The sequence below is a fragment of the Microcoleus sp. K1-B1 genome (assembly GCF_036704705.1).
Taxonomy (GTDB): domain Bacteria; phylum Cyanobacteriota; class Cyanobacteriia; order Cyanobacteriales; family Microcoleaceae; genus Microcoleus.
Genome location: NZ_JAUBSH010000013.1, coordinates 17,482 through 29,590, shown reverse-complemented (window position 1 = coordinate 29,590; position 12,109 = coordinate 17,482). Strand labels below are relative to the sequence as shown.

13 protein-coding genes are annotated in these 12,109 nt (G+C 45.6%); 4 read left to right on the top strand and 9 right to left on the bottom strand.

Features of this window, described 5'->3' with window-relative positions; all coding sequences use genetic code 11:
- Positions 1-63: 63 nt before the first annotated feature.
- The 3 genes from QUA83_RS07095 to lgt all read right to left on the bottom strand — a co-directional run bounded on the left by QUA83_RS07095 (position 64) and on the right by lgt (position 2,819).
- A complete protein-coding gene (locus QUA83_RS07095) occupies positions 64-900 on the bottom strand; it encodes a dienelactone hydrolase family protein (protein ID WP_333292298.1) in 837 nt (278 codons plus the stop codon).
- Between the two features lie 116 nt (positions 901-1,016).
- A complete protein-coding gene (cobM, locus tag QUA83_RS07090) occupies positions 1,017-1,805 on the bottom strand; it encodes a precorrin-4 C(11)-methyltransferase (protein ID WP_333292297.1) in 789 nt (262 codons plus the stop codon).
- Between the two features lie 120 nt (positions 1,806-1,925).
- Complete coding sequence (lgt, locus tag QUA83_RS07085) at positions 1,926-2,819, bottom strand: prolipoprotein diacylglyceryl transferase (protein ID WP_333292296.1); 894 nt, start codon at positions 2,817-2,819, stop codon at positions 1,926-1,928.
- Between the two features lie 349 nt (positions 2,820-3,168).
- On the opposite strand from lgt, the gene rlmN reads away from it, so the two are divergent.
- A complete protein-coding gene (gene rlmN, locus QUA83_RS07080; RefSeq protein WP_333156025.1) occupies positions 3,169-4,278 on the top strand; it encodes a 23S rRNA (adenine(2503)-C(2))-methyltransferase RlmN in 1,110 nt (369 codons plus the stop codon).
- Between the two features lie 340 nt (positions 4,279-4,618).
- Here the strand turns inward: rlmN and QUA83_RS07075 are convergent, their stop codons facing one another.
- From QUA83_RS07075 to QUA83_RS07065, 3 genes are all read right to left on the bottom strand, one after another.
- Entirely contained in the window at positions 4,619-5,728 is a 1,110-nt protein-coding gene (locus QUA83_RS07075; protein ID WP_333292295.1) for a class I SAM-dependent methyltransferase, read from the bottom strand.
- On the bottom strand, positions 5,721-6,392 hold the full coding sequence (purN, locus tag QUA83_RS07070; protein ID WP_333292294.1) for a phosphoribosylglycinamide formyltransferase: 672 nt from the start codon (positions 6,390-6,392) through the stop codon (positions 5,721-5,723). Before purN ends, QUA83_RS07075 begins: the two co-directional genes overlap by 8 nt.
- Before the next feature lie 421 nt (positions 6,393-6,813).
- The gene (locus QUA83_RS07065; RefSeq protein WP_333292293.1) at positions 6,814-7,389 is read right to left on the bottom strand and encodes a GNAT family protein; all 576 of its coding nucleotides are present in this window, start codon (positions 7,387-7,389) and stop codon (positions 6,814-6,816) included.
- 59 nt (positions 7,390-7,448) lie between these two features.
- On the opposite strand from QUA83_RS07065, the gene QUA83_RS07060 reads away from it, so the two are divergent.
- A complete protein-coding gene (locus QUA83_RS07060) occupies positions 7,449-8,339 on the top strand; it encodes a sugar ABC transporter permease (protein ID WP_333292292.1) in 891 nt (296 codons plus the stop codon).
- 272 nt (positions 8,340-8,611) lie between these two features.
- On the opposite strand, the gene QUA83_RS07055 is transcribed toward QUA83_RS07060, so the two are convergent.
- Complete coding sequence (locus QUA83_RS07055) at positions 8,612-9,205, bottom strand: DJ-1/PfpI family protein (RefSeq protein WP_333292291.1); 594 nt, start codon at positions 9,203-9,205, stop codon at positions 8,612-8,614.
- A gap of 78 nt (positions 9,206-9,283) precedes the next feature.
- Between QUA83_RS07055 and QUA83_RS07050 the strand changes: the two genes are divergently transcribed.
- Complete coding sequence (locus tag QUA83_RS07050) at positions 9,284-9,649, top strand: hypothetical protein (protein ID WP_333292290.1); 366 nt, start codon at positions 9,284-9,286, stop codon at positions 9,647-9,649.
- A gap of 232 nt (positions 9,650-9,881) precedes the next feature.
- On the opposite strand, the gene psaX is transcribed toward QUA83_RS07050, so the two are convergent.
- Entirely contained in the window at positions 9,882-9,986 is a 105-nt protein-coding gene (psaX, locus tag QUA83_RS07045) for a photosystem I protein PsaX (RefSeq protein ID WP_333039887.1), read from the bottom strand.
- Between the two features lie 168 nt (positions 9,987-10,154).
- The gene (gene lipA, locus QUA83_RS07040) at positions 10,155-11,111 is read right to left on the bottom strand and encodes a lipoyl synthase (protein ID WP_333292289.1); all 957 of its coding nucleotides are present in this window, start codon (positions 11,109-11,111) and stop codon (positions 10,155-10,157) included.
- A 198-nt stretch (positions 11,112-11,309) separates the two neighbouring features.
- Between lipA and QUA83_RS07035 the strand changes: the two genes are divergently transcribed.
- Complete coding sequence (locus tag QUA83_RS07035) at positions 11,310-11,861, top strand: response regulator (protein ID WP_333292288.1); 552 nt, start codon at positions 11,310-11,312, stop codon at positions 11,859-11,861.
- Positions 11,862-12,109 lie beyond the last annotated feature (248 nt).

Here is a 12,109-nt window from a genome sequence, read left to right as displayed (position 1 = left end):
TATTGCCTTTTTCGAGCCCAAACTTGACACCAGTTTTAAGTCAAAATTAAAAACTCACAACTATTATGAAACTCCATACTTTTTAAACCAATCTTGCATCCGTTTCCAACCATCCTTAGCTTCTTTTTCCCGGTAACTGGGGCGATAGTCAGCGTTAAAAGCGTGCGGCGCATCTGGATAAAGCACAATTTCGGAACCGCTGCTACCAGTTTTGAGAACTTCCCGCATTTTCTCGACTGTATCGTTGGGAATTCCCTCGTCTTTGCCGCCGTAAAGCCCCAATACAGGCACTTTCAAAGTTGCTGCAATGTCGATCGGCTGTTTGGGAGTTAAAGTCGTAGAATCGCCAACCAAACGCCCGTACCAAGCCACTCCAGCTTTGACTTTCGGGTTGTGGGAAGAGTACAGCCAAACAATTCTGCCACCCCAGCAAAATCCTGTAATTCCCAACTTATTAATATTGCCTTTTCCTGACTTTTGTGCCCAATCTACGGTTGCATCTAAATCTGACATAACTTGCTCGTCAGGAACTTTCGAGACAACTTTACTCCTAATTTCTTGAATCTCGGTCATTTTAGAAACATCACCTTGACGGGCAAACATTTCTGGGGCGATCGCTAAATAACCTAATTTTGCCAAACGGCGGCAAATATCTTGAAGGTGCGCGTGAACTCCGAAGATTTCTTGAATTACTAAAATTACTGGAAAATTGCTGCCGCTGGCTGGCATTGCTCTGTAGGCTGGAATTGAGCCGTCTTTTACGGGAATTTTTACCTCACCTGCAACTAAACCAGCAGCATCCGTATTGATAACGGCAGCCGCCAGAGGATGAACTGCTAAGGTAAATCCGGCGCTTAATGCGGTGACAATGATAAATTGTCTGCGAGTTAAGTCTTTCATGGGTTATTGGTTATTGGTTATTGGTTATTGGTTATTGGGATGTTGAAGTCAGAAGTCAGAAGGAAAAAAACAGCTATCCGTGTATCCGTGTCAAAATCCGTGTCGTGCCTTCTTGCTTATTCCTTAGAGGGTCGGAAAAGCCTATCGTGCTCTGGATGGTACAAGCGCGATCGTCCTTCTGCTGATTTTCCCAACGCCGGACTAATAACATACATTGTCGTTCTGATCAAATTATTTTCGCGCGTAGCAACGGCCATTTGGTCAAGGGGAACTAGCACAATTTTTTCATCGGGCCAGCCCAAGCGATAACAAATCGCTACAGGCAAATCCGATGGGTAATGTTCCATCAATTTAGCTTGAGCCTGTTCGACATGGCGGGCACTCAAATACAGGCACAAACTCGCTTGATGAGCCGCTAAACTCGCCAATTCTTCGCGTTCCGGTACTTCTGTTCGGCCGCTAATTCTGGTCAAAATAATTGTCTGCACAACTCCCGGAACAGTCAACTCAATTTTAAGTTTAGCCGCCGCAAGTTGGAAAGCGCTAATTCCGGGGATTACCTCAAAAGCAATTCCCTCCGAGGCCAAAGCTTGCATTTGTTCGCCGACGGCCCCGTAGAGACAGGGATCGCCGGAATGCAGGCGGACGACGCTTTTTCCGGCGCGCACTCGTTGCACCATCAAAGGTACAATCTCTTCCAGGGTCTTATCCGCAGTTTGGATAATTTCAGCATCTGCGCGCACCCCCTGCAAAATTTGGTCTGGGACTAGCGAGTCAGCAAATAATATGACATCGGCTGCAGCCAGTAATTTTTGAGCCTTAACAGTCAACAAATCCGGGTCTCCTGGGCCTGCACCTACAATGTATACCCCTGGAATTAGGGATTCAATCTCTGTCAAACTCATGGCTGCTAAAAAATTTGCTAAATTTACGGACGCTTCCGGATGTACCTATTTTGGTTGGAAGTAATAGATGGTAGATGCACCCTGGTTTTGAACCCTAGAGACTAACCTCTCTGGGGTTTTTTATTGATCCTCTGGGGATTTCTGAGCGATCTTTGACCGATCGCTATTGGGGGAGACAACATCGGGTAAAGGTCGATCGAGCAAATAAAGCCAAGCCAATCCGCCCAACCCTAAAACAATCCCAGTCAAGCTTACCATCTGTGCCGTCCGCAACGGCCCGAACATCAAACTATCAGTCCGCAACCCTTCAATCCAGACTCTACCGGAACTGTAAGCTGCGATATAAACCAAAAATAAAGCACCAGTTTTCAAGCGAATTTTGCCCTGCAAATCGCGGAAAAACCAAGTCAGAAGCAACCCAAATACTGTCAAATTCCACAGGGATTCGTAGAGAAATGTGGGGTGGAAATATTCAAAATTAGCGTAGGCGGGCGGGCGGCTGTTTGGCGGAATATAGAGTTTCCAAGGCAAATCCGTAGGACTGCCAAAAGCTTCCGAGTTAAAGAAATTTCCCCAGCGTCCGATCGCCTGACCGAGAATTGCCGAAGGCGCGATTAAATCTGCCAATTGCCAAAAAGAAACTCGCTGAATTTTCGCAAAAATTAAAGCTGCGATCGTGCCACCCAAAATCGCCCCGTGAATGGCAATTCCGCCTTTCCAAATTGCAATAATATCTTCAGGCCTCTGGGCGTATTGCGGCCACTCAAAAGCCACGTAATAAATTCGAGCGCAGGGAATCGCGCCGATAACCAGCCAAATTGCCAAATCACCCAGCAATTCCGGGTTAACACGGCGTTTTTGAGCTAAGTATTGGGACAGACTGACCCCAATCAAGACGGCAGAAGCTATCAACAGCCCGTACCAGCGAATGGCTACGGGGCCAAGTTGAAAGATAATCGGGCCCGGCGATGTAAATTGAAACGCTAAGGGCAGCGCAAGAATATTTAGCACCATAAAAGTTGCATTAATTGTGTTGGAAAGCTGTCAAATTTGCATACCCTTTAACAAACTCCAGAGTTTATTTTAGGTGGCGGCGGTCATTTACACGCAATTTTTGTGAAAATTTGCCAAATATTAACTTTGTTGCGGACATTGATGTCTGGAGTTTTCTTTGTGAGTCCACAATAAGATGCCCCCTAACCCCCCTTTTTTAGGGGGGAACCGGATTATTCTCAAAGTCAACCCCTACTCCCCTTCTTAAGGGGGATTTAGGGGGATCGAGAGTTCACCTTTTTGAGGATTAACGGCCGCTTTGGTCGATAAGTTTTAATATAGAGGGTAGCTTTAAATTTTCTAATGACCTATGTCTCCTACTTCCGTTTCTCAGGTGTACTCTTCTGGTAATTCCAGGGGTGCGAATCAGTCTCGCAAGACTGCTGCTTTGGCTGTTGAGTCGGGTAAAATTCCGCCCTTGCTGGGGGCGAGTTTAGCTGAGTTAACGGAGTGGGTGCAGCAGCAGGGACAACCAGCTTATCGCGGAAAGCAGTTGTACCAGTGGATTTATGAGAAAGGTGCGCGATCGATCTCTGACATTTCTGTATTCTCGAAACAGTGGCGCGAGACTGTTGCTAAAATCCCGATCGGGCGATCGACCATTCACTATCGATCGGTCGCACCAGACGCCACGGTAAAGTATCTCTTAAAATTGGCAGACGGTCAAATCATTGAAACAGTCGGCATTCCCACCGATAAACGGCTGACTGTGTGCGTCTCAGCCCAAGTTGGCTGCGCGATGGGCTGCGACTTTTGCGCTACCGGGAAAGGCGGTTTCAAGCGCAATTTAGAAGTAAACGAAATCGTCGATCAAGTTTTGACTGTACAGCAAGATTTTGGCCGCCGAGTCAGCCACATCGTATTTATGGGTATGGGCGAACCCCTGCTGAATTTCGATAATGTTGTAGCTGCTGTCAAGTGTTTGAATCAAGATGTAGGAATTGGACAGCGAAATATCACCATTTCCACAGTAGGAATTCGCAATCGCATCAGCCAACTAGCCGAACATCAACTGCAAGTTACCCTCGCCGTCAGCCTCCACGCTTCTAATCAAAGATTGCGCGAAGAGTTAATTCCTAGCGCCCGCCCTTATCCTTTGGGTGAGTTAATCGCAGAATGTCGGGAATATGTGCGATCGACTGGGCGCAGATTGAGTTTTGAATACGTACTTTTAGCAGGTGTGAATGACTTGCCAGAACACGCAGCCGAGTTAGCAACTCATTTGCGCGGCTTTCAGTGTCACGTCAATTTGATTCCTTACAATCCGATTCAGGAAGCTGAATATAAGCGACCGACTCCCAATCGAATTAACAGTTTCGTTGCGACTTTGAAGGAAAAGAAAATTGCAGTTAGCGTGCGGTATTCTCGCGGCTTAGAAGCAGATGCCGCCTGCGGACAATTGCGGGCATCCGAGGTTTAGGATTAGATTTTTAACCGCTAAAATTTGTTGTAGGGTGCGTTAGATATGAGATGTTGCACCATTCTCAATTAGCCTTTTGCGGGCGGGCAGGATGCCCCACCCCTACTCCCCACAAGAAGAAAACTCCATCTTTGTGGAACAGGCATCTTGCCTGTTCTTAAGAATGGTGCAAGATGTGAGTTAGACAGCGTTATTTTATCAATTATCGATAAACTACATTGTGACGCACCATAAGCTGTTGTGAACCTAATTTGACAGTCAATTTTTCTACAATTATTGTGGAACGGGCATCCTGCCCGTCTCTCGATTCAATTTAAATGTGTAGCAGCTTACTAACTCTTTACAGGCGTTTAACAAGTATCCACCGCAACTCTAACGGCGGTGTTTGTTGCACCGAAAATAAATCGCGCCCGCTAGCCCAACTGACAAACCAAGGTGTCGGCGGCCACGCCGAATCAGGCAAATGTTTTTGTTCGTATTCAATCACCGATTCATCAGAAATAATTTCTAACGGCAAACCCTCTATTGCTGCTTGCAATTCTTCTCTGGTAATCAGATAAGACCAACACAATTCAGACATTTGTTTTGCCATCTCATCGGGTTCGTACCCATCTACTGCTAAGAAAGCACTGAATAAAATAAACCCGCCGCTTAAAACAGCATCGGACATTTTGCCTAGGAACAAACGAATTTGTTCGGGGTAGCGGAAATGAGAGAGAACTTCGGTAGCAATGGCTAATTTGTAGCGATAAGTTTTCATCCTCAATAAGGGGTCTAAAACGTCGCCTTGGGTGACATTTATCGGCAAGTTTTCGGCGGTGGCTGCTGCTGATAGTTTCTCGGCAAATATCGGTGTTAGTTCGATCGCATCCACGGAATGACCTAACCTTGCTAAAGGCAAACTATTGCGCCCTGGGCCCGCACCGACATCTAAAATAGGTGCTTTTCCCGGTTCGCCTAATTCGGCGGCAATGGCGATGACTTTGGCATCGGGATGGCTGCCGAATAAAGGTTCGGGGCGAATATCCGGCCAGCTATGATATTTCTGGGTCATTGATTCGATTTGAATCTTGGTATTCAGAGTAATGCCGCCGGCTAAACCGGTTTGGGAATTGGCGGGAAAGTATGAGACTATTAGATTAGCGTGGGGGGAATTTTTGAATCCTTCTGCTAAGGCGTTGGCGATTAATGTTCGCAAGTTTTCGGCTTGGGCAGCGTCGATGTTTTGTCCGAGAATGTTTAAGAAGTCTGACAGTAATTTAAGATAGTCGTCTAGCATCGATGGCAAGCAAGGCAGATAGAATTCTCCCTTGATGCCGATGTTCTTTTTGAGCCTTTCTTTGAGAATTAATTTCAGGCGATTGGAGTCTATCAGCGGCGGGCCTGTTTCGGGTGATTCGCTGACGGGCAATTCCGGGGAAGATGCAGCACTGGTAAGGTTTTTAGTCACAATCTTTTTGATTAGATTCAGCAATAAGTGCGATCGCACCGAGCATAATCTTGTGCTCTTGCACCTGAATTCGAGCGTGCAGCGTTTCTGCGGTATCATCAGGCAATACAGGCACAGCAGCCTGCATTAAAATCGGCCCGCTGTCTACTTCTAAACGGGCGATATGCACCGTACATCCGGTTATTTTAACCTTAGCGGCCAGTGCTTGCTCGACAGCGCGAATTCCTGGGAAACTCGGCAGTAAGCTGGGGTGAATGTTAATAACGCGATCGGGAAAAGCATCAAGCAAAACTTTGGTAACAATTCGCATCCAACCCGCCATCACTACCCATTCTATATCATACTCTTGAAAAGTTTTGACAATTTTTGTATCTAATTCTTCGCGGCTTTTGCAGTCGCGGTGATTGAGCAGAATTGAGGGAATGCCGTATTTTTCGGCTCTGGCTGCGGCTTTGGCTTCGGGGTTGTTGTAAATTAATACGGGGATTTGAGCGTTGAGTTGTTGGTTTTGAATGGCTTGGGCAATTACCTCGAAGTTGCTGCCGCTTCCTGATGCTAAAACTCCTAATTTTAATGGAGGATGAGCCGCAGCGAGCACACTTTTGCCAATCTCAGGAGAAATCAGGCAGGCATTGGAATTAACAGATACTGGAGTAGCGGTCATTCGATTTTAGATTTTAGATTTTAGATTTTGGATTGACCCCACGGATAAATTCGGGGGCGTGAGGATTTTAGATTTTAGATTTTGGATTGATTCCACGGATAAATCCGGGGGCTTGTACCATCAAGAAATTCTTGGTCATAAAGATAAAAACTATTCACTCGTCTTCTACAATACAGGTAAAGGGTAAGGTGTGCTTCGGCGCACTCTACATGGAGATATTGCCTAAGTCCTAAGTATATTATTTTTTTGCGCTGACCGAAAACATCCAGCATACAAGCCCCCGGATTCATCCGTGGAGAAATAAAAAACCTGTATCCGATGAAACTTGCCCCCCGAATTTATCCGTGGGGTCAATGCTTCAATTCTAAAATCTAAAATCTAAAATCTAAAATCTAAAATCGATTGACCTACTGATTCAACCCTATTCTACAATATTCTCAAAAAACTCTTCCCTGAGAATCGAATAAAGTTTTAGATCCCAATATCTGTCTTTCACAAATAGGTGCTGTCGCAATACCCCTTCCAATTGCATCCCCACTTTTTCCATCACCCGAGCCGAAGCAATATTGTTAACTTCACATCGAGCCATAATTCGATTCAGCAACATCTCCCGAAAGCCGAATTCAATAACTGCATTAACAGCCTCGCTCATGTATCCTTCTCCCCAATACCTCCTAGAAAGTGCGTAGCCAATTTCCGCGCGGCTGTGCGTCATGCTCCATTCCACAAATCCGCAAGTTCCGATAAACTTTTTCTCGGCTTTATGGACAATTCCCCAATCTACCAGCTCTCGTCTTTTGTACATTTTAGTAAGTGACCTGAGAAAGTATTTAGTATCTTCGAGCGAGGTGTGAGTTGACCACATTGTGTATTGTGATACTTCGGGATTTGAGGCATACTCATACATATCGCTGGCATCGTTTAAAGTAATTTTTCGGAGCAGGAGCCTTTCAGTTTCTATAGTGGGTAAATGAGCTAATATATCGAGAAGGTTCATTTTGACATTGACCTATATTGTGATACCATTTAAAACTAAAAGCTAAAATTTACAAGCCAATGGTTCGGATTAAATTTGGGCGTTTTAACTGGTTGGATAATGATTCGATCGCAGCTTGGACTTTCCTGGCCCCAGCTTTGCTGTTTCTGGGTACTTTTTTGATTTGGCCGATCGCCTATTTATTTTACCTCAGCTTTACCAGCGGCAGCTTTACCCAGTCGGGAGTGCGTTGGATTGGCTTCAACAACTACTGGCGTCTAGTCACAAACCCGGATTTCTGGCAAATTCTCCAAAATACCCTCTATTTTACTATTGCAACAGTCATTCCCAGTTTAGTAATTCCTTTGGGTTTGGCAGTTTTGCTAAATCGTTCGTTTGCTTGGCGAGGGGCTCTCCGCACGGCTTATTTTATTCCTTCGATTACCTCTTTAGTTGCAGTGGGCTTGGGTTGGCGGTGGTTGTTTCAAACCGAAGGCCCGGTGAATAATGCCCTAAGTGCGATCGGCTTAAATCCAATTCCTTGGCTGAGTAGCACAGTTTGGGCAATGCCTGTGATAATTCTGCTCAGTGTTTGGAAACAATTAGGCTTTAATATGGTAGTATTTTTAGCAGGATTGCAAGCAATTCCGGTAAATCGTTACGAAGCCGCAGAATTGGATGGAGCTAATGCTTGGCAGCAATTTTTGTACATCACTTTACCCGGTTTGCGACCGACTTTAGTATTTGCTACCGTGACTACTGCTATTTTTACTCTGCGGAGTTTCGAGCAAGTTTACGTCATCACCGGCGGCGGCCCTTTGAACTCTACTAATTTGCTAGTTTATTATATTTACGAGCAAGCTTTTTCGCAATTTGATTTTGGCTATGCAGCCGCGGCGGCAACTTTCCTGATGGCTGTAGCTTTGCTATTAGTCTATTTACAACTAAAAGTTTGGGGCGAAGATGCTTGATTAGCTAGGGGTATGGACAGGGAAATGCCCATTGGTGTTAAGTTAACGTCCAAATTTACCAGTCTTTTGTCCATATAATAAGTCTCTCGCTCCCCCCTAACCCCATTAAGAAAGGGGGAACAAGAGCGTCAAAGTCCCCCTTCTTAAGGGGGATTTAGGGGGATCAAATTTCGGCAATAAACGAGAAATACAAAGGATTTGAAACTTAAATTGACACTAAGGGTTCATGCCGTGTTCGTACAAATAAAATGTGCAATTAACTAGATTTTTAATTACCAATTACCAATTTTATATTCCATGTACTCTGCTGTTTGTTCGGCTTGTGCTGTTCCCAAAAGTTTGCCGACAACGTGCAAAGACATATCAATTCCCGCAGCAATTCCCCCTGAAGTGATGATTTTGCCGTTATCTACAAATCGCTGATTTTCGATAATAGTTGTGTTGGGCGCTAATTTTTTCAATAAACCCAATGCCTGATGGTGGGTAGTTGCTTCCAAACCTTCCAACAAACCAGCTTTTGCCAAAAGCAGCGAACCCGTACAGACAGAAAGCACTAATTCTGCTGTTGGCGCAGAATTTTTTATCCAATTAATAACTGCTGAATTATCGATTAACTTTCTCGTACCTTGTCCTCCCGGTACAATTAAAATATCCGGTGGCGGACAATCGGAAATGGTGCAGTTGGGATTTACACTCAAACCATTACGGGCGTTGACAGCACCGGGATGTTCGGCTACGGTAGAGACTGCAAAAGGTCGCTCGCCCTTACTTAATTCTGATGTCACCGAAAACACTTCAAAAGGGCCTGCAAAGTCCAGTACCTCGACATCATCGAACATTAAAATAGCTACGTTCCTAGTTGTCATAAGACCTACTTCTGATAGAGACCAAAAATATCGGCGATTTGTTATCGTAGAACAGGTATAATTTAAATTATTAAAGCTATGCCGAAAAAAAATCGCCATCGCGCCCTAAAAATCTGTTTTTTGTGTCTGGCTTGTGCCTTAGCAATTGCTGTAGCACCAATTTTTACGCCCGCTCAATCCACAAGTCAATTAGAGTTTCGCATTACTCAATTAGAAAGGCAAATTTCTGAACTTAGGGGACAAATCTACAGTTTGCAGAACCAAGGTTCTAGAATTAACCGGCCTCAGTCTCCTTCCCCTTCAGGTTCTGGTCGCACCAATCCTAGAACGCTGTCGGGAGACCCGATGTTTGACAATTTAGCAACTTTGGCAATTGAAACTAAGCAAGATGTTATTAAAATTCAAGAACGCTTGTCAAAGCTAGAAGCGTCGAGAAATCGATAGAGAAGTCATTAGTCATCAGTCATTAGTCATTGGTCATTGGTCATTGGTCATTAGTCATTAGTCAGAAGGAAGAGGTTCAAGGGAAGAGGGAAGAAGTCAGTAGTCATTAGTTAGAAGGATGAAGTCATATTCTCGCCAACTCAAAACTCAAAACTCTCCCCCTCTCCTTCTCTCCCACTCTCCGACGTTGAGGTCGAGAAAAGCAGGGTCTGCTAAAAGTTAACTTGCAGAACTATTCAATGATATGGAAATAAAAGGCTGCAACCACAAAATTGATTGCTAACAGCAACAGAAACCAGCCTGCGCGAAATGGGTAAGGGAATTTGCCCGTTTTCATCACGGAGTCGGATTTTAATTGGTTCTTCGCTATCTCTGGCATAGGTAAAGCTCCTAATTGATAATGTCACTCTATTTACAAATAGCAGAGAGCGTCGCACTTATGCACAATCCTCTAGAGTTATTTTTTGTAACAAGGAGTTTATGCCGAGTTGAATTCAAATTAGTTTCAATCGCTCTCTCCGGCGTGGTAGGAACTTCGGACGAGGGGCCCCGATCGCACGCGCTCAAACCCCATCTCCCGCGCGATCGACCCGAAACGGTCAAATTCGGCCGGCGTCCAGTATTTACGCACTGGGAGGTGCTCTAGAGATGGTCTCATGTATTGACCGAGAGTGAGCCGATCGCACTTGGCGTCCCGCAAATCAATCATCGCTTCGACTATCTCGGCTTCGGTTTCCCCGTGCCCCAACATCAAACCCGATTTGGTGGGAATAGTTGGGTCATATTGCTTAACAATACGCAGAACGTCGATCGAGCGATCGTACTTGGCCCCCCTCCGTACCGGCCCTTGCAACCGACGCACCGTCTCAATATTGTGGTTGTAACAAGCGGGTTTAGCCTCCACCACCGTGCGAATCCGCTGGCGCTGCAACTCATCGAGGCCGGAATTCTCCCCCTCTGAACTCCTCCCCATTCCCCCCCAAAAATCCGGCGTCAGTACCTCAACTTCAGTATGCGGGTTCAGAAGGCGAATTTGGGCGATCGTCCTGGCAAACCAACCCGCACCCCCATCCGGCAAATCATCCCTCGCCACCGAAGTCAGCACCGCATAGCGCAAACCCAACAACTGCACAGCCTCGGCCACCTTTTGCGGTTCCTCCGGGTCGAGGGGCATCGGAGAATGACCTTTATCTACTTGACAAAAAGCACAAGCGCGGGTGCAAGTCGGCCCCATCAACAAAAAAGTCGCCGTTTTTTGCGCGTAGCACTCGCCCCGGTTGGGACATCTCCCCTCCTCACAAATCGTGTGAATTTGCCGCTGTTTGATAATTTTCTGCACTTCGGAAAGTTCGCTAGCTTTGCCAACGGGCCTACGCAACCACTCCGGCATCGCCTCGATTTCACCCCGCATTTGGGCGGCAACTGCTTTGACAGTAGGAGTTTTAGGAGTTTGGGGCGACATAAAATTAAGTGGCGATTGAGTTAATTCCTTCGATCGTATCCGAAATCAAAGCCCCTGAACTTGTAGGAGTATCACCCTAAATCAGAATCGCGCCGACGTGCAACAAAACTAAACTCGCCCAGAATTATGGGTAGAATTCTGTTAGGGATATACTGAAGGTTGCAAATCATCACTCATTCATTACTGAAGGAGTCAGTCGTGGCTGGTCAAAAAATCTTGGTAATCGATGACAGTAAAGTCATCCGCGTCCGAGTCCGAGAGATGTTGCCGCAGGGTAACTTTGAAGTTCTAGAAGCAAAAGACGGCGAAGAGGGACTCAAACTGATCCGTCAAGCCCGGCCAAATCTAATTATGTTAGATTTCCTACTGCCCAAAGTCAGCGGTTGGGAAGTGTATCAAAAAGTGCAAGCCCATCCTGAGCTTTCTAAGATACCTTTGGTGATCATGTCGGGCCGCGAAGAAGAGGTGATGGAAAAAATTCCGAAACCCTTTGAGAAGCATTTTTTTGCATTCATCGCTAAACCGTTTGAGAAGAAGCAGCTAACCGAGGCAATCAAATCGGCGATGGTACTGGCCAAAAAGAAACCAGTGCCGGAAGCCCCAGCCGCCGCCGCTGCACCCAGCTCTGGAGCGGGCGCCGCCGAAATTCAGGCGATGACTGTGAAAATGGCGAAAATGCAAGCGGAAATTGATGCACTCAAAAAACAAATGACTCAGGTGATTACGATCATCAAGCAGAAATTGAAATAATTCTGCTGTTTTTTGAAGGCACTTATGTAGAAGGAAACTTCCACACCGTGAAACTTTCAGTTGAGTCTCAAGGGCGGCGATTTTATCCGCATTTTTTTGCCAAATTGTTTGAGCGAGTGCGATCGCCAATAGCCTGCAACTGGTTTATCAAAATCCCAGTGAGAAAATCAATTAAAAGTTAAAAATAAAACAAGGGAGGAAATTAATTATTAATTTATATTAGGATTTTTAATTCCCGCTCGTTCCAC